Raw genomic sequence first — 17,028 nt, 5'->3', positions numbered from 1 at the left:
ATCAGTCGAGGGTCCCGAAGATGATGTCGGTCGAGGGACGGGTAGGCCGGGCAGTTTGGGCCTGGTAGTTGGTCAGGCCTGGCATAAGGCCCACCGCCGAAGTCGGGCCCATGTCACGAAGACGTTCGAAGTCCTCAGGGTTCGCCACCATGGCCGCGAAATTGTTCTGCAACGTGCAGCCGAAATTGGGATAGGGTTCGTTCAGGGGCGTATTGCCGACATTCGTCGACCAGTCTCCGCATTGCTTCGTCGCGGCGATCTTGCGGGTGAAAGCAAGCGAGACGACGTCCGACTTGCCATTGTAGCTGGCGGTATGGATCGCTGCGCGCGGCACGCCCTGCCGCATCAGATAGCGGACGGCCTGTTGCGACACGCCACGGGCCCTGGCGCTGCCATCGGGATAGCTGACGTACACAGGCGTCATCCGGTTCTGCTGGGCAGCCACGGCAAAGCGCGCGAGAAGTTTTGCATCCTCGGGCGGCAGATGGCCGGACTGGGCCGAGATGCTCATCTTCACCGGCATCTCGACCACTTCGATGGGAAAGCGGTCCTGTCCGGCGCGCGGCACATAAACGTCATCTTCGCTTTCGAAATCCTGCGAGCAACCGGCCAGCGCGGTGGCCGCTACTGACACCAGCAGCATGGCGGCGAAGCGGGCGGCAGCAGTCGCTTGTTGAGTTCTGTTCATGCCTGTCTCCGCTCAATCGATGATGTGGCCAACCTGGCCGTGGAACACGCCAGCCGGATGACCGCCGGGGGGGCCATAGACCCGGTTCAACCGGCCGAGGAAGATCTGTTGCAGGTCCGTCGGCGGATTGAAGCCGTCCACCGGCGTCGCCAGTTGCCGTTCCTTGACCGGACGGGCAATGAAGGGCGTGACGATGACGACGAGCTCAGTCTGGTCCTGCTCATACTCGCGACTGGAGAACAGCGCGCCGAGCACGGGCAGGCTCTTCAGGCCCGGCGTTCCCTTGATGTCCTGTGAGGTGACGTCCTTGATGAGGCCCGCCATCATCATCGAGCCGCCACTGGGTATTTCAACAGTGGTTTGCGCGCGGCGGGTATCGATCGAGGGAATGCCCAACTCGCGGTCGCCCAGTTCGCTCACCTCGGTCGCGATGTTGAGAGCGATGCGGTTCTCCGCCAGGACCGTTGGCGTGAAAGCGAGCGTCACGCCGTAAGGCTTGAATTTGATTGTGCATTCCAGTTGCGTTTCGGGTCCGGCGCATTCCCGGTAGGGGAATTCACCGCCGGCCTGGAAGCTCGCTGATGCGCCGGATACCGCGGTCAATGTCGGCTCGGCCAGGGTGGTGGCCAAGCCCTGTTCCTCAAGCGCCTGCAGCCTCACGTCGACGGAGTTGCTGCCCGATCCGATCTTGAGCGTGGAGTCCAGGATGCGGGACCCGATCTGATCAAAAATTCCGACGGGCGTGTTCTGAAACGCCAGATCGCCCAGCGCGCCCTGGAGATTGATGCCCAACTCCTTCAGCACGGTGCGCTTCAGTTCGACGACGCGGACCTTCAGGGCCACCTGATGGCCCTCGGCAATGGTCAGCAGGTTGACGATGGGCGATCCGGGCGCGGCAGAGCCGAGGAAGCCGGAGGACCTCGTGCGCATATAGCGGAACGCCAGTTCTTCCGCTTTCTTGGATTCCTCGGCATTGGCAACGGTACCACGCAGCACGATGTTTGCACGTGCACTATCAACCGTGATGTTGTTGCCCGGCAGGGCGCGGTCAAGCAGTTCCTTCAGCGCCTTCGTATCAGCGGCCACTTCAAGGTCAAGATGAAGGATCTCCTGCCCGTCGGCGCCAAAGAAGAAGATGTTGGTCTGGCCGGTTTGGCGGGCGAAGAGATAGGCCGTGTTCTTCCTGCGCAGGACCACATCGACGATGCCGCTGTCCCCCACAATGACGTCCGAGGCCTCCGCCGGAAGCTTGATCACAGCGCTCTTCGACAGGCCGAGGCGCAGGAAGCGGCCTGAGTCTTGCCGGGTGCCGCTCACATCGATCGCGGCGGCGTCGGTGGCATGGGCCGGAGAGAGCGCGGGTCCGGCCAGGCTGGTTGCGCAGATTGCGGTGGCCATCACGGTCAACATGCTACGCCACGGCGATCGCGGCATGCGGAGGGGGCGAAGATGGGTCGCGTTCATGGTCATGCGGTCACCTGTTGGATGGCGATTGGCCGACACCGTTGTCGCGAACGACGAGCGGGAATGGCGCATTGATGTTGCCAAGGACAGGATCGCATTGCGGATTGCAGCTGAACTGGAAGCGTACGCCCCTCTTGTAGACTTCCACGCTGTTGGGAGATGCAGTGGCTGCCGCGAGCCTTGGCCTGTCGTCACTTGGGCTTCCGTCTTCCGGCGCAAGGGAGCGGAGGGCGAGATCGAGCTCCCCCTGCTCTTCTGACCTTGCGATGATCTCGGCCTGCTGGGGATCGAGTTCCAGAACGGCGATCGTGGGCTTCTGGATGCTGGGTTCATTGACGGGGGGAACCGTCCGGTTGATCGCAAGCACGCGCACATTCTCGATGATCGTGCTGGTGAAATAGAGGACCTTGTCCGAACCGCCGAAGAAGCCGGATTCGAGAATGACCCTTACCGTGGCGATGATGTCTACGCGGTCATCGGGGAGGATGAAGCCGCCGGCTGCGGACCGGTCAGAAATCCGGACTGAAATTGCCCGCAAACCCTGCCTGACAAAGGAGCTCATCAGGCTTCCGCTATCGGCGGAAAGGAGCTTGCTTTCGGCGATCGGTTCGCCTGCGAGGATCGCTGCCCGCGCACGGCGGCCTTCGAACTCCGTGATCGCGGCTGGCTTGGCTTCACGCGTGATCATGAACGGCGCCACGTTGTCGCGCGGCCAGTCCCGCCATTCGACGGCGATGGCGACCAGCCGTTCACCCAGCGCAATATCCTTGGCGGCCACGAGTACGGGCACCGTCGGGGCCGGCGCCTCGACGGTGACGGGAGGGGCCGCTTGCTGGCCGAGCATGCCACGGGCCAGGACGACAGCGAGGATCGCGCTGCCAATCGCCAGAAGCAAAATCAGAATACGTGCCCTGCTCATCCACTCGTCCCCGGTTCAGGCTGATCGATATCAGGTAATTTCGACCACTTTAGGGTGTAATGGTCAAATTTGCGTTAACCACACTTATTGCGGGAATGGGTTTGACCACCAGCTCTCCGGCAAGGCGAGGAGAGCGCCAGCTGCAATAGCATAGCCATAGGGAAGCTTCTCCCGCGGCCAGCCGCTGCGGTGCTGTCGGCCGGACGCTAGATGGGAGGAGATCCAGGCCAGGAAGGACCACACGAGGACTGCCAGCGCCAAGAGGCCACCCGCAAGCGCAGTCCATGTCAGGAAATCAGCAAGTGCTGCCGACCCGATCCACAAGCCCGCCGCCGCCAGCAACTTTCCGTCACCATTGCCGAAGAAACCCAGAGACGCGACGGCGAACCCAATTACGAGCAAGCCCAGTCCTATGCCTGCATGAACAGAAAGCACGGGCAAAGTCATTCCGGACGCCCACGCCAACGGAAAGAAGGCTGCCACCATCGTCAAGGTGAGCCAGTTTGGTATGCGGCGGGACAACACGTCCGACGAGGCCGCAAGCATGACGAGCACGGCAAAAACGGTTGCGGCAAACACTGTCATCGAGAACGCTGATGTTGTCGGGTGGAGATGCCACGATAGAAGCAGAAACCACCGGTGCAAGCACCGGTGGTTCGAGATGGACTGACATTAACGCGCAAACAGCAGAGGACAGAGATCGTCAAATATCAGACCTCGCCGGTGCGATTATCGTCATTCAACGACGCCATCGAGCTCGGATGCAACGCTGTTGAATAGCGCATCCAAAGAGGTACCAACCGCGGTGACCCCGCCGACGATCACGACCGCGATCAAGGCGGCGATGAGGCCGTACTCGATCGCCGTAGCGCCCGACTCGTCCTTCAGAAAGCGAATGAACTTCTTCATTTTCAACTCCATTTCCTAGTTCTACCAATATCACATCCCAATACACATTACGTGCTGGGCAATTTAATCGAAACCCAAGGTTATAAAATACCCCTTAATGGATCATGAATGCAGAAGTCAAGAGATCTCATGCTTGTCATGTACTTAATTATACAACCATTAAAGGCAAACTAATAACCTTAGATTGATTTTTTTACTTGTAATTTGACAGTTTTTTGAAATAATACATGCATCTATTCAAATAAAATGCCAGTCGAGAAGGACTACAATATCAGTAGTTTAAAGCAATCATAGGTCGTAATTCTTGTTATAGCGGTTCAGTCTGCTGAATTTTGCGCAGACCGAGGCAGAGAGTAACGTTTGGACATTTGGCGGATCATCTGTGGCAATACTGCTGGATGCCGATCCTGGTGAGACAGCTTCGCATGTGCCACGCCACTGCCTGAGCATGCCTTGGACACGCCGTTGACAGAATTCACCTCTAAAGATTGTGTTTCTCACCTCTTTCGCATATCTTCGTTCGTTGCAAGCCATGCGCCGGTTTCGCTGTACAGGATGGATCGTGACAATCCCGCAAGAGCCAGTTGCCGACAGACAGGTGTCTCGCAGGATCGCAAGGTTCCGGCGCGCCGAGGATGGGGCGACGGCCATTGAATTCGCGATCGTTGCGATGCCTTTCTTCTTCCTGCTCGGGGTCATCATGGAAATCGGGATCATGCTGTTCACGGAGTATTCGATCCAGAATGCCGTGGAGCAGGCCGGCCGGATGTTACGTGTTGCCGGACCGGGCACGATGACCGGGGACGAATTCCGGGAAATGATATGCGACCAGGGCGCCTTGGTCAGAGATTGCGAGACGCGGCTTGGACTAGCCTTGGAAAGTGCCGGGAACTTCCAAGGCCTTGATGTTCCCGAGATTTCGAGCATCGACCCTGGCAGCGTGCTGAGTTTCTCACCCGGTGCCCCGGGAGATGCCGTGGTCATCGTTGCCACCCATGACTGGGAGTTCATCTTTCCCTTCATGAGGCCGCTGGCCAACGTGGAGGGCATCGATGCCCGCCGCCTGCATGGCATCGCGGCCTTCAGGACCGAGTTGATCGAATGAAGATCGGCCACCGGATGCTCCGCTTTGCCCGGCAAGAAGACGGCGTGGCCGCCATCGAGATGGCTATCATTTTCCCCGTAATGCTGATCATGTTCTTCGGCCTGATCGATCTGACCGCACTTCTCTCCGACAGCCGCAGGGTGTCTTACGCAGCCAATGTGGTAGGCGACGACGTGATCCGTCTCGAGACCCCCACAACAGCCAACGACGTTGCAGATTCATTCGCGGCGGCCGAGATCATGATGCGCGCGGCACAAGCCGGGCCCGCCCGGGTGGAGATCTACGCCTACCGGCGGTCCGCTGGCCTGCCCGTGCTGAGATGGGACCTTGACAACGGAGTTGGCGTGCCCTGTGGAGCACCCAGCCAGGCGGGCCTCGGTGGCCTGATGACAGCGGGCAATGATCTCGTGATCACCGTCGTGTGCGTGACCCACGAGCCGATCATCACCACCATCATCGGCAAGAATATCCTCGGAAAGACCGAATTCACGCTTCGTGAGCAAATTATGATGCGGCCGCGCGCGGGCAACAATCTGGAATGCCCGAACTGCTGAGACTGCAGGGAAGGCCGGGTAAAAGGGGTTTCCACTTCGGCTGATCATGCTCTATGGGCATGGCTGGAGCAGTCGTGTGGACCTTACCGTTTTTCTGGCCGTGCTTGCCGCGGCCGTCATGCATGCAAGCTGGAACGTTCTGGTCAAGCTGAAGCTTGACCGATTCCTGTCGCTCTGCCTGATCCAGACGCTGATGGGCCTGCTCGGGGCTGCCATGCTGGCGGTGTTTCCCTGGCCCTCGGCGGCCAGCGTTCCCTATGCGGTCCTGTCCGGCCTCCTGCACCTCGGCTACTTCCTGTTTCTGGCGCGGAGCTACCGCACGGGGGACCTGAGCCAGGTCTATCCCATCGCCAGGGGTGCAGCGCCCCTGCTCACGCTCGCCGCCACCTGGGCCTTCATGCATGAGGAGGTGAGCCTCACCGGCGGCGCTGGCGTTGCCCTGCTTGTGCTCGGCATCTGGGTCATCAGCCTCATCGGGCAGCGTGGTCTCCGGCTTGACGGGCTGACGTTGTTCTTCGCCATTGGCACATCGGTCTTCGTCGCCACATACACGATCGTCGACGGAATAGGCGGGCGCATCTCTGGTGCGCCCTCGGGCTATACCGGCCTCGTTTTCGTGTTCGACGCCCTGTTCCTGTCGGTGGCCGTCCTGGCCATGCGCGGCCCCCGCATCCTGCGCGAGGTGGCGCCCTACTGGAAGACGGGAATCACCGGCGCGTTGCTGTCCGGCGGGGCCTACTGGATCGCCATCTGGGCGATGACGCATGCGCCGATCGCCAGCGTGGCCGCACTGCGCGAGACGAGCATCCTGGTGGTGATGCTTCTGTCGATGGGGGTGCTGAAGGAAACCGTCACCCTGCCCCGCCTCGGGGGAGCCGTTCTGATCGTCATCGGCGCGGTGCTGATCCGGCTGGCGTGATCAGCCTCCCCCCTGCGGGCCGCTTCCCGCGCCGCCAAGGCCTTGTTTCGGCGGTCAATTCACTCCCCCATACCGTTCCGCCTTCACGCCTTTACCCTTTCGCCCGATGGATCATAAAACGGCGAGAGCCCGATCTCCGCCGGATAGGTTTCGGAAGCCACCAGGAGCTCGTAGCGGCCGGACAGGAGGAAGTCGTCGCTCACACCCTGGGCGTTGCGCACATAGCCATAACCGATGCTGCGCTGTAGCGTGTAGCCGAAGCCGCCGGAGGTGAGATAGCCCACGGGCTGCCCGTTGCGCAGGATGGTTTCGCGGCCCACAAGCACCGCTTCCGGATCGGCGATGGTGAAGCCCGCCAGCCGCTTGGTGAGCGGCTGGCCCGCCACGGCAGCGAGCGCGTTGCGGCCAAGGAAGGGCGTGCTTGAGCGCATCTTCACCGCGAAGCCGAGGCCCGCCTCGAAGGGCGTATCATTGGGCGTGATGTCGGATGACCAGGCGCGGTAGCCCTTCTCGAGCCTGAGCGACTCGAGGGCGCGGTAGCCCACAGGCCTGATGGCGAAGGCAGCCCCCGCCGCCATCAGCGCATCATAGACCTTGCCGGTATCGGCCAGCGGCACGTGGAGTTCCCAGCCGAGTTCGCCCACATAGGTGATGCGCAGCGCGCGCAGCATGACACCCGCCACCGCGATCTGCCGCACATGGCCGAAGGGAAAGGCGGCGTTCGAGACGTCGGCCTGCGCTGCGGTGGCCAGCACGTCCCGCGCGCGGGGGCCCATCAGCGAAAGCGTGCCCCAGTGCTCGGTCACGTCCCGGAGGCCGGCCCGCGCGCCATCGGGCAGGTGGTCGCGGATCCAGGCGAGGTCATGGGTGCGGAAGCCGGTGCCGGTGACGATGTAGAACAACTCATCCGAGAGGCGCGCCACGGTGAGGTCCGCCTCGATGCCGCCGCGCGTGTTGAGGAGCTGGGTGTAGGTAAGACGGCCCGGCGGCTTCGCCACAGGGGCCGCGCAGATCCATTCCAGCGCGGATGCGGCATCGGGGCCTGAGAGTTCGTACTTGGCGAAGCTCGACTGGTCGAAGACGCCAACCGCCTCACGCACGTGGGCATGCTCCTCGCCCACATGGGCGAACCAGTTCTGCCGGCCCATGGCATAGACATCGCGCGGTTCGACGCCGGTGGGCGCGAACCAGTTGGGGCGCTCCCAGCCCAGCTTGGAGCCGAAGACCGCACCCTGCGCCTTCAGCCTGTCATAGAGCGGCGAGACGATGCGCGGTCGGCCCGATTCATACTCTTCATGCGGAAAGCCGATGGTGTAGTGCTTGCCATAGGCCTCGCAGGTGCGCTCCCTGACCCAGTCCCGGTCCTTGTGGAGGTCCGAGAAGCGGCGGATGTCGACGACCCAGAGGTCGAGCGGGGCCTCGCCCGCCACCACCCATTGCGCGAGCACCCAGCCAGCACCGCCGCCCGAGGCGATGCCGAAGGCGTTGAAGCCCGCGCCAACATACATGTTGGCGCATTCGGGCGCGGGGCCGAGGATGAAATTGCCGTCAGGCGTGAAGCTCTCTGGCCCATTGATCATGCGCTTGACGCCGGCATAGGCGAGTGCGGGCACACGGGCGATGGCCTGTTCCATGTGCTGCTCGAAATGGTCATAGTCGTCGTCGAACAGGCGGAACTGCCAGTCCAGCGGCACGTCGCCCGAGGTCCAGGCCTGAGGATTGGGCTCATAGCCACCCATGACGAGACCGCCGACCTCCTCCTTGAAATAGGTGCGGCGGTCCGGGTCGCGGATGGTTGCGGCATCGGAACTGAGGCCTTCGATGCGGTCGGTGATAATGTACTGGTGCTTCACCGGCTGCAGCGGCACGGTGATGCCCGCGAGCGCGCCCACCTGCCTTGCCCACTGGCCGGCACAGTTCACGACTTTCTCGCAGGAAATGACACCTTGCGTGGTCTCGACATGGGTGATGCGGCTGCCTGCCATGCGGAAACCCGTGACGCGGATGTTCTCCACAATGCGCGCGCCGTGCATGCGCGCACCCTTGGCGAGCGACTGGGTAATGTCCGACGGGCTGGCCTGGCCGTCCGTCGGCAGCCAGCTGGCGCCGACGAGATCGGAGACGTCCATCAGCGGCCACATGCGCTTCACCTCGGCGGGCGAGACGAGGTGCATCTCCATGCCGAAACTCCGCGCGGTGGTGGCAAGCCTGCGGTATTCGGTCCAGCGGTCATGCGTTGTGGCGAGGCGGAGGCAGCCGGTCATCTTCCAGCCTGTGTCGAGACCCGTCTCGGCTGCGAGGCCCTTGTAGAGTTCGACGGAATATTTGAGCACCCGCGTGATCGAGGCCGAGGCGCGCAGCTGGCCGACGAGGCCCGCCGCATGCCAGGTGGAGCCCGAGGTCAGCTGCCCTTGCTCCAGCAGCAGCACATCCGCCTTATGGTCACGGGCGAGGTGATAGGCCGTCGAGCAGCCGATGATGCCGCCGCCGATGACGATGATCTGGGCGTGGGTGGGCAGGGTCATTCTGGAATCATCCCGTGTTTTTCGCGGTAGCGGTGAAGGAAGGCGGTGAGGCGGGCGAGGTTCTCGGCCGCATAGGCCTTGTAGTCGGCACCCGGTGCGGCGAGGTGAATGTCCGACACCATGGCCCACATCGCCTCACGCACCAGGGCTGCGCCCTGCATGGCATCGAAGGCGCGCCAGGTGGCGTCATCGGGCTTCGTGCCGAAATAGGCGCCAAGCAGCGCCTCAGCCTCAGCCTCATCCATCTCGGCATTGGCGGCCGCGCCCGCGAGGTCGAACATGGCGGTGCCGAAGCCCGCGTATTCGAAATCGATGAGCCACAGGCGCTGGCCGTCGTCGAGGAAGTTTCCGGGCAGCAGGTCATGGTGGCCGAAGACGATGGGAAGCGGCAGCTGCGCCGCCTCAAAAGCTTCCGACATTGCAAGCAGGCGCGGCAGTTCAGCGAGGAACGCGCTTTGCCCCTCGCGCAGCGTGCGCGCGTAGTCGCGGATCACATGGAAGGGCCAGAAGATGACAGGGGTACCGGTGACATGCGCAGGCAGCTTGTGGTGGAACTCGCGCAGCAATTGGCCCACGCGCGCCGGGTTTGCCCTGACATCCGCCGCCACCCAGGTGCGCGCCGCGATGTAGGCCAGGACCATCACGCCACGGGATATGTATTCAACCTCGGGCCCGAAGCCCGCGGCATAGGCGGCCCTGGCGCTCATCGCCTCGCGCGCGCGGTCGACGTGGTGCACGGGAAAGTCCTTGCCGAAACGCACGACGTGGGAGCCTGCCTCGTCCGTTACCTTCCAGCTCTCGTTCGAAAGGCCGCCCTTCAGGGGCTCCGCGGCCGGAGTGCCCTTCCAGCATGGAAGGTCCAGGATATGTTTCGGGATGCCTGCCGACATGCTCATGCCTCCGCAAGACCGGGCCGGGCCTGCTGCTTGGCGGCGGCTGAAGCAATCATGCCCGTGAAGGCCAAAGCCGCAAGGTGGTGAAACGGCGTCCTGTTGGTCATGGTTTCTCCCCTGTGCCGCGCTTCTTTGGGACTTCTGACCGCGGGATCCTCAAGCCCTAATCTGATCACGAGAGCAAGATCAATAGCTTGAGCATGGTCTCATCGCAAAGGTGGTTTCCACTTTTGCGGATCATGCTCTGGCCCCGGGGCCCGCTTGCGGACGCCTTGGTTTCGTGCCATCTCCCCTTGCCTGCCTGGAACCGAAAAGACGGGGGTTGAAGGTGATCTATCCTGTCCTGCTTTGCGGAGGCAGTGGAACGCGGCTCTGGCCCCTTTCGCGGCAGAGCTTTCCCAAGCAATTCGCGCAACTCCTCGGTGAGGAGAGCCTGTTTCAGGCCTCGGCCCGGCGGCTGTCCGGTCCTGGGCTGGCGCCGCCGCTGGTGGTGACGTCCGACCAGTTCCGCTTCATCGTGACGGAGCAGCTCGGCGCCATCGGGTTGCCGGCAGCGGCCACGCTGATCGAGCCGGACCCGCGCAACACGGCGCCAGCCATTCTTTGCGCAGCGCTCTGGCTCCACGAACGTGACCCTGATGCGCTGATGCTCGTGGCCCCGTCAGATCACGTGATCCCGGATCAGGCGGAATTTCTCCGTGCTGCCGAAGCGGCTCTGCCTGCTGCGAAAGCCGGTCAGTTGGTGACCTTCGGCATTGCGCCCAGCAGGGCCGAGACGGGCTATGGCTATCTCGAACTTGCGGCGGGCTCATCACCGGCCGCCACCTTGCCGCAAGCACTCTCGCGCTTCATCGAGAAGCCCGGCCCCGCCGAGGCGGAGGCCATGCTGGCGGCGGGAACCTTCTTGTGGAATGCCGGGATTTTCCTGTTCTCCGCCGAGGCCATCATCGCGGCTTTCGAGCAGCATGCGCCGGACATGGCCGGGCCCGCGGGCGAGGCCCTGCGGCAATCATCCACAGACCTGGGCTTTACCAGGATGGCGGTGTCTTCCTGGACGAAACTGCCGAACATCTCCATCGACTATGCGATCATGGAGAAGGCCTCCAACCTTGTGGTGATGCCGTATGGCGGCAGCTGGTCCGATCTCGGAAGCTGGGATGCCGTCTGGCAGGAGAGCGGGCCTGATCCCATCGGCAACGTCATGTCCGGCAAGGTGCTCGCCCTCGATTGCCGGCAGTCGCTGTTGCGCTCGGAAGCAGACGGGCTCGAACTCGTTGCCATCGGGCTTGACGGCATCGTGGCGGTGGCGACGCCAGATGCAGTGCTTGTGGCGCGCAAGGGCGATGCACAGCGCGTGAAGGAAGCGGTCGACCTTCTGAAGGCGCGCAAGGTCAAGCAGGCAACGGAGTTCAGCCGCGATCACCGGCCCTGGGGCTGGTTCGAGAGCCTTGCCATCGGGCCGCGCTTCCAGGTGAAGCGCATTGTGGTGAAACCGGGCGCGGCGCTGTCGCTCCAGTCACATCTGCACCGTTCGGAGCATTGGGTCGTCGTGCAGGGCACGGCGCGCGTGACTGTGGATGGCGAAGTCCGCCTGCTGGCGGAGAACGAGTCGACCTACATCAGGCAAGGCGCGATCCACCGGCTCGAGAACCCCGGGGAAACACCGGTGATCCTGATCGAGGTGCAGACGGGCAGCTATCTTGGCGAGGACGACATCATCCGCTATGACGACGCCTATGCACGGAATTGACGCAGGTCCGGAGCCGGAAACTCTCGCGGCCCTCTCTGAACGCTCCGGCGTCCGCTTCGGCACCAGCGGCGTGCGGGGGCTGGTGCGCGATCTCTCGCCAGACATCTGCCGGGCCTATGTGCACGCCTTTCTCGCGTTGAGCGGAACGAAGGGCGGGCCAGTGCTGATCGGCCACGACCTTCGCCCGAGCAGCCCGGAAATCGCGCGTGCCTGCTGGCAGGAAGCACTGCGCCAGGGGTTCGAGCCCGTCTACGGCGGTGTGCTGCCAACACCCGGCCTCGCCTTCGCAGCGCAAGAACGCCTGGCGCCTGCCATCATGGTGACGGGGAGCCACATTCCCTTCGACAGGAATGGCATCAAGTTCTACCTGCCCTTGGGCGAGATCAGCAAGGAAGACGAACAGCGCATGCTGGCAACGCGCATACAACTCGCGCCAGCGCCCGCCGTAGCCCTTCCCCCGGCTGACCCAACGGTGCTGGAAAGCTATGTGCGGCGCTACACCGATGCCTTCGGCGGCGGCAGTCTCGAGGGGATGAAACTCGGCATCTATGAGCACTCCTCCGCCGCGCGCGACCTGCTTCACACGATCCTGCAGGCGCTGGGTGCGAAGACTACCGGTCTGGGACGCAGCGATGCATTCGTTCCCATCGATACGGAGGCGGTGAGTGAGGAGGACCGCCACCAGGGCCGGGCCTGGGCCAGAGAGCACGGCTTCGACGCCATTCTCACCACGGACGGCGATGCGGACAGACCGCTGATTGCCGATGAGAATGGCGAATGGCTGCGGGGCGACGTGGTCGGCATTCTCTGCGCCCGGGCGATTGGCGCGCAAACCGTGGTGACACCCGTGAGCAGTAACACCGCACTCGAGGCCTGCGGAGCATTCGCGGAGACGGTCCGCACCAGGATCGGCTCTCCGCATGTGATCGCTGCGATGGAGCAGGCAGGCAAGGGGCCCGTGGCCGGCTATGAAGCCAATGGTGGCTTCCTTCTGGGAACGGACATCACATGGAACGGCCGCCGCATTGCGGCGCTGAAGACGCGTGACGCGTTGCTTCCCATGATCCTCTTGCTATCGGCGGCCTGGAGCAAGCGCTGCCGCGTATCGGAACTCGTCGCGGGGCTTCCCCGGCGCTACACCTTCAGCGACCGCCTGCAGAACGTCAACATCCCCGTCTGCAGTGAATTGCTGGCGAAGCTGGCCGGGGATCCGTCAGGCTTCGCGCGTCTCGCCGGGACGGAGTGTCAGACCGTGGTTGCGCTTGATACCACGGATGGCGTGCGGGCCACGCTCGGCTCAGGAGACATTCTGCATCTCAGGCTTTCGGGCAATGCGCCGGAACTGCGCTGCTATGCGGAGGCCGCAACGCCTGAGAGGGCCGCCCGGCTGTGCAGCGACTGCCTCACCCTGCTTGGCAAGGACGTGATCATCGGCTGAATGGCCGACTGCTAAATGAGCGTCGTCATTCTCTCAATGAACCATACCATGGCAATGGCGCCGATCGCGTAGGCTGCCGTCATGGCATAGCGCCTCGGTTCCAGCTTGAACATGAACCTCGCCAGGCTTGCGGGAAGAAGTACTGCGGCCACGAAGGCGAGCTGACCGGCCTCCACACCCAGGTTGAAGCTGAGGAGAGCCAGGGGCACATCGGACTGCGGAAGACCGACCTCTCTGAGGGCGCCCGCAAAGCCAAAACCATGGAGCAGGCCGAAGGCAAACGCCATGGTCCAGGGCATCAGGCCCGAAAGGCCCCCCTGCCCTCTCCCGCCCATGATGATCTCACGCGCCACGAACACGACACTGAGCGCGATGATCGCCTCCACCGGGGCCTGCGGCAGGCTCAGATATCCGAGCGTGGCGCCCGTCAGCGTGATGCTGTGCGCCACTGTGAAAGCTGTGACCGCCTTGACGAGCGAGCGCCAGTCCTTGACGAGAAGCAGCAGCGCAAACACGAAGAGCAGGTGATCGACACCTTCGAGGATATGCTCGACGCCCAGAGTGAAATATGTGAGCGCCACCTCGAGGGCTGACTGCGCACCCTTGACCTCGGTGAACGCGGTCTCGGGCGTCAGCCTCGCCGTTTCCACGGCGCCATCGAGATAAGCAATGCGCAAAAGCGCATCGGTATAGGTGGCGCCCAGGCCATCCACGCCGATCATTTGCCCCTTCAGGGGAACGCTGCATGTGATCGTCAGGCGCTCGAAATAGGCATTGCTCTCGATGGCGCGTTGAGGCTCACCATTGGGCGTGCACACATCCGGCAGCCGTGGCGAGATGCCGAGACGCCTGTCGCCTCTGGCCGGGCTCTTCCATACCACGGCGTAAACGCCGGGCGCGGTTTCGCGCAGATCGAGATAGGCGGGGCGGAGCTCATGGGCGGCAGCCGGCAGACAAGCCATCAGCAACGCCAGGCATGCGGCGAGAATCCGGATCACGGCGGCTTGCTGCCTGGAAGACGCACCTCGACCGTGTATCGCGCCAGAAGCGCATTCAGGCGCTGGGCCTCGATTTCCTGTTTCCTCGCGTGCATCCACTCCCGCAAGACCTGGTCACGCACATCCGCAAGGGTGGGTGAGGCTCCCTCCTGCCGCACCCGGAGCCGGACAAGATGTAGCCCATAGACCGACGCGACCGGACCCGACCAGACACCGATGGGGAGTGAGCGCAGGGATTCGACGAAGGCCTCGCCGAACGCCCGGGAGATGGTTGCAGGGTCCACATCGTTCAGCGAAGATGGGAGCAGTGTCGGATCACCCAATCCGACAGGATCGGGCGGTTCCGCGCCATTCAACGCCACCAGGGCAGTCCGCGCATCGGTCTCGGCGGACGGCCCTCGCCTGTCCAGGCTGAAGTTCACCTGATCAAAGCTGTAGAGCGGGGGTTTCGCGAAGCTTGCCGCGTGATCGCTAAGATATTGCATGAGCTGCTGATCAGTGGGCGGGGTGAGTTCAGCCTCCGCATCTGACAGGAACTCCATCTTAAGCCTCAACCGGCGCCGGATCACGGTATCGTCTGCATCGAGCCCGAGTTTCCGCGCCTCACGGACGTAAATCTCTTCCTTGACGAAGTCGTCGATCAGACCTTTCAGTTCCTGATCCGTCGGCGGGCGCTGCCATGTCCTTGCGAACACAGCCGAAAGCTGCTCGATGCGATTGGGCGAGACGACGATGACCGTATCCGCATCATCCTGCCGGGGCCCGATCGCCCAGTACGCCACAATGATCAGCAGGGCCAGACCGAGAAAATGAACGAGCGGTTCCCGGAGGAGGCGGCGCATCACAGCGCACCGGTCATCAGTGGGGGCTCCGGAACGCAGGCGCTGGCGTGGCAAGCGCCACCAACCCCAGGGGGCCTGCGAAAGATCTCCCCGTGCGCGACGCCCTCACCATGGCACCCTGCTGATCTGGGCTAGAAGCTGATTACGCCGCCGAAGGCCACGCCCTGCTGGATGACATCATAGACAAAGCCGTCGTTCGCATAGTCGACGCCGAGCGCACGATAGCCGAGCACCGTCGAGAACCTGTCGGTCCACTCATAGCCAACGCCGCCCATCACATCCCAGTTGAAATCGGAGCCCACGCCGAAACCGCCGATCAGACCCCAGCCCGTCAGGTAGAATGGCGTATCCGTATCGATGCGCGACTTGATGCCAAGCATGGGGTCGATCCATGAGGCACCATCCGAACCGCTGACCTGCCGGGTGATTTCCGTACCGAGCGGACCACTGCCGGAAACGCTTCCAGTCACCTTGATGTCGTTATCGATGTTCCAGTAGCGGGCACCTGCCATAAGATCCAGTGTCATCTCGTCCGAATTGACGGCCCGCCATTCGCCCATGACTGTGCCGATGAACTCCGTGATGTCGGCAGAGGCGTTGACCTGCGCTTCCACATCGAAGCGCTCGAGAATGTCACGCTCGAGGGCGCGTGATCTCGACCCGCCTGCCGAGAGGCTGATGTAGTTCAGGTCCGCAAAGACGCCCCACGTGCCGTTGTGGGCCTCGGCGACACCCATGGCGGCAAAATCGAGATTCTGGATGATGTCAGAGAAAGGAATGTCGATATCTACCGGCGAAAAACCGAAAAGCCCAACATCACCATTGAGACCGGCAGCCCACGCATAGGGTGCAAGAGTGAATTTCCATTCTCCGGTGTCTGGGGATGGAGCGAGATCAGCCGCCGTGGCGGGTGCCATGGTCCCGCAGGCCAAAAGCAGCATTGCGGCCGATGCCAAAATTCCATTCTTCATTGAAACATCTCCAACGAAAGCAAAACGGCGTCAGTTCTTGTCAATAAATCTCAATGAATCCTACATGAGTTCTCCGGTTGGAACTGTCCATTTCTGCACAATTGGGACAAATGTGACACTCTCGGCCCCAATCGTACAACCGCCGCCGGACGGCGCCCGGGAAGGCAGAAGCACGGCCGGCTTCAATTGCCGTCATCCGGATGAGACATGACCGTCATGAACCTGTCGTTGGCTTTCGATTAAGGAACCAACCACGAGGACGTACACCATGCTCACGATCCAGAAACTCGGAAAGTCCTACGCAGGCAAGCCAGCGCTTGCCGGTGTTTCTTTGGAGATTGAGCGCGGGGCGTTTGTCGGCGTGATCGGCCGTTCAGGTGCTGGCAAATCGACACTGCTGCGCTGCATCAACAGGCTGGTCGATCCAAGCGAAGGCCGCATTCTTTTCGAGGGCAAGGACATCACCCACCTCAAGGGCCGGGCCCTTCGGCAGTGGCGCTCGTCCTGTGGCATGATCTTCCAGCAGTTTAATCTGGCTGGACGGCTTGACGTACTCTCCAATGTGCTGATGGGCCGGATCGGGTCGGTCTCCACGCTTGCGGCCATGATCAAGGCGTGGCCCGAGAAGGAAAAACTTGCAGCATTGCGGGCTCTCGACAGGCTCGACCTTGGGGACCTGGCGAGCCAGCGTGCCGAAAGCCTGTCAGGCGGACAGCAGCAGCGGGTTGCGATCGCGCGGACACTGATGCAGGACCCGCACATTATTCTCGCGGATGAGCCCGTCGCATCTCTCGATCCGCGCAACTCTGGCATCGTGATGGACACGCTCCGGGCCTTAAATCGCGAAAACGGCATGACGGTATTGTGCAATCTCCACTCACTCGATCTCGCCCGCAATTACTGCTCGCGGTTGATCGGAATGAAGGCTGGCCAACTCGTATTTGATGGCAAGCCTGAAGAACTCACCGACGAATTGGTCCGCGATCTCTACGGACTAGAAGCAAACGACGTGCTGGACCTTTCGGAAGCGGCGGCACGGCCGGATGACTCGGC

General features: G+C 62.5%; 16 protein-coding genes. 6 read left to right on the top strand and 10 right to left on the bottom strand.

What is annotated here, in order from left to right:
- Nucleotide 1: 1 nt before the first annotated feature.
- The 5 genes from ACILRA_RS01905 to ACILRA_RS01885 all read right to left on the bottom strand — a co-directional run bounded on the left by ACILRA_RS01905 (nucleotide 2) and on the right by ACILRA_RS01885 (nucleotide 3,980).
- Nucleotides 2-688, bottom strand: coding sequence for a CpaD family pilus assembly protein (locus ACILRA_RS01905; RefSeq protein ID WP_395660399.1), 687 nt, complete (start codon nucleotides 686-688; stop codon nucleotides 2-4).
- A 12-nt stretch (nucleotides 689-700) separates the two neighbouring features.
- Nucleotides 701-2,086, bottom strand: coding sequence for a type II and III secretion system protein family protein (locus tag ACILRA_RS01900; protein WP_395660416.1), 1,386 nt, complete (start codon nucleotides 2,084-2,086; stop codon nucleotides 701-703).
- Between the two features lie 76 nt (nucleotides 2,087-2,162).
- Nucleotides 2,163-3,071 (bottom strand): Flp pilus assembly protein CpaB, encoded by a 909-nt coding sequence (cpaB, locus tag ACILRA_RS01895; RefSeq protein ID WP_395660398.1) that lies wholly within the window; start codon nucleotides 3,069-3,071, stop codon nucleotides 2,163-2,165.
- Nucleotides 3,072-3,155: 84 nt separating this feature from the next.
- Nucleotides 3,156-3,656 carry a prepilin peptidase gene (locus tag ACILRA_RS01890; RefSeq protein WP_395660397.1) on the bottom strand — a complete coding sequence of 167 codons (501 nt, stop codon included), beginning with the start codon at nucleotides 3,654-3,656 and terminating at the stop codon, nucleotides 3,156-3,158.
- 150 nt (nucleotides 3,657-3,806) lie between these two features.
- Nucleotides 3,807-3,980, bottom strand: coding sequence for a Flp family type IVb pilin (locus ACILRA_RS01885; RefSeq protein WP_395660396.1), 174 nt, complete (start codon nucleotides 3,978-3,980; stop codon nucleotides 3,807-3,809).
- A gap of 562 nt (nucleotides 3,981-4,542) precedes the next feature.
- On the opposite strand from ACILRA_RS01885, the gene ACILRA_RS01880 reads away from it, so the two are divergent.
- From ACILRA_RS01880 to ACILRA_RS01870, 3 genes are all read left to right on the top strand, one after another.
- Nucleotides 4,543-5,085, top strand: coding sequence for a TadE/TadG family type IV pilus assembly protein (locus ACILRA_RS01880; RefSeq protein WP_395660395.1), 543 nt, complete (start codon nucleotides 4,543-4,545; stop codon nucleotides 5,083-5,085).
- The gene (locus tag ACILRA_RS01875) at nucleotides 5,082-5,639 is read left to right on the top strand and encodes a TadE/TadG family type IV pilus assembly protein (protein WP_395660394.1); all 558 of its coding nucleotides are present in this window, start codon (nucleotides 5,082-5,084) and stop codon (nucleotides 5,637-5,639) included. The genes ACILRA_RS01880 and ACILRA_RS01875 overlap by 4 nt, the downstream gene beginning before the upstream one ends.
- Nucleotides 5,640-5,715: 76 nt before the next feature.
- Nucleotides 5,716-6,558 (top strand): EamA family transporter, encoded by an 843-nt coding sequence (locus ACILRA_RS01870; RefSeq protein ID WP_395660393.1) that lies wholly within the window; start codon nucleotides 5,716-5,718, stop codon nucleotides 6,556-6,558.
- A gap of 83 nt (nucleotides 6,559-6,641) precedes the next feature.
- Here ACILRA_RS01870 and ACILRA_RS01865 read toward each other — a convergent pair whose 3' ends face one another.
- Nucleotides 6,642-9,083 carry an FAD-dependent oxidoreductase gene (locus ACILRA_RS01865; RefSeq protein WP_395660392.1) on the bottom strand — a complete coding sequence of 814 codons (2,442 nt, stop codon included), beginning with the start codon at nucleotides 9,081-9,083 and terminating at the stop codon, nucleotides 6,642-6,644.
- Nucleotides 9,080-9,973, bottom strand: a complete 894-nt coding sequence (locus ACILRA_RS01860) for a phosphotransferase (RefSeq protein WP_395660391.1) — start codon at nucleotides 9,971-9,973, stop codon at nucleotides 9,080-9,082. The genes ACILRA_RS01865 and ACILRA_RS01860 overlap by 4 nt, the downstream gene beginning before the upstream one ends.
- A 331-nt stretch (nucleotides 9,974-10,304) precedes the next feature.
- On the opposite strand from ACILRA_RS01860, the gene ACILRA_RS01855 reads away from it, so the two are divergent.
- Complete coding sequence (locus ACILRA_RS01855; protein WP_395660390.1) at nucleotides 10,305-11,726, top strand: mannose-1-phosphate guanylyltransferase/mannose-6-phosphate isomerase; 1,422 nt, start codon at nucleotides 10,305-10,307, stop codon at nucleotides 11,724-11,726.
- Nucleotides 11,701-13,164 (top strand): phosphomannomutase, encoded by a 1,464-nt coding sequence (locus tag ACILRA_RS01850; RefSeq protein ID WP_395660389.1) that lies wholly within the window; start codon nucleotides 11,701-11,703, stop codon nucleotides 13,162-13,164. The genes ACILRA_RS01855 and ACILRA_RS01850 overlap by 26 nt, the downstream gene beginning before the upstream one ends.
- Before the next feature lie 11 nt (nucleotides 13,165-13,175).
- Here ACILRA_RS01850 and ACILRA_RS01845 read toward each other — a convergent pair whose 3' ends face one another.
- From ACILRA_RS01845 to ACILRA_RS01835, 3 genes are all read right to left on the bottom strand, one after another.
- Entirely contained in the window at nucleotides 13,176-14,162 is a 987-nt protein-coding gene (locus ACILRA_RS01845) for a HupE/UreJ family protein (RefSeq protein ID WP_395660388.1), read from the bottom strand.
- Nucleotides 14,159-15,004: a peptidyl-prolyl cis-trans isomerase gene (locus ACILRA_RS01840; RefSeq protein WP_395660387.1), complete on the bottom strand. Its 846-nt coding sequence runs from the start codon at nucleotides 15,002-15,004 to the stop codon at nucleotides 14,159-14,161. The genes ACILRA_RS01845 and ACILRA_RS01840 overlap by 4 nt, the downstream gene beginning before the upstream one ends.
- Before the next feature lie 131 nt (nucleotides 15,005-15,135).
- Entirely contained in the window at nucleotides 15,136-15,975 is an 840-nt protein-coding gene (locus ACILRA_RS01835; protein WP_395660386.1) for a hypothetical protein, read from the bottom strand.
- A gap of 268 nt (nucleotides 15,976-16,243) precedes the next feature.
- On the opposite strand from ACILRA_RS01835, the gene phnC reads away from it, so the two are divergent.
- Nucleotides 16,244-17,028 (top strand): phosphonate ABC transporter ATP-binding protein (phnC, locus tag ACILRA_RS01830; protein WP_395660385.1); only part of this gene is annotated, 785 nt, incomplete at its 3' end.

Source organism: Aestuariivirga sp. (assembly GCF_044239095.1).
Classification (GTDB): Bacteria; Pseudomonadota; Alphaproteobacteria; order Rhizobiales; family Aestuariivirgaceae; genus Aestuariivirga.
The sequence above is the reverse complement of the archived record's forward strand: the minus strand, read 5'-3'. Positions and strand labels throughout refer to the sequence as shown.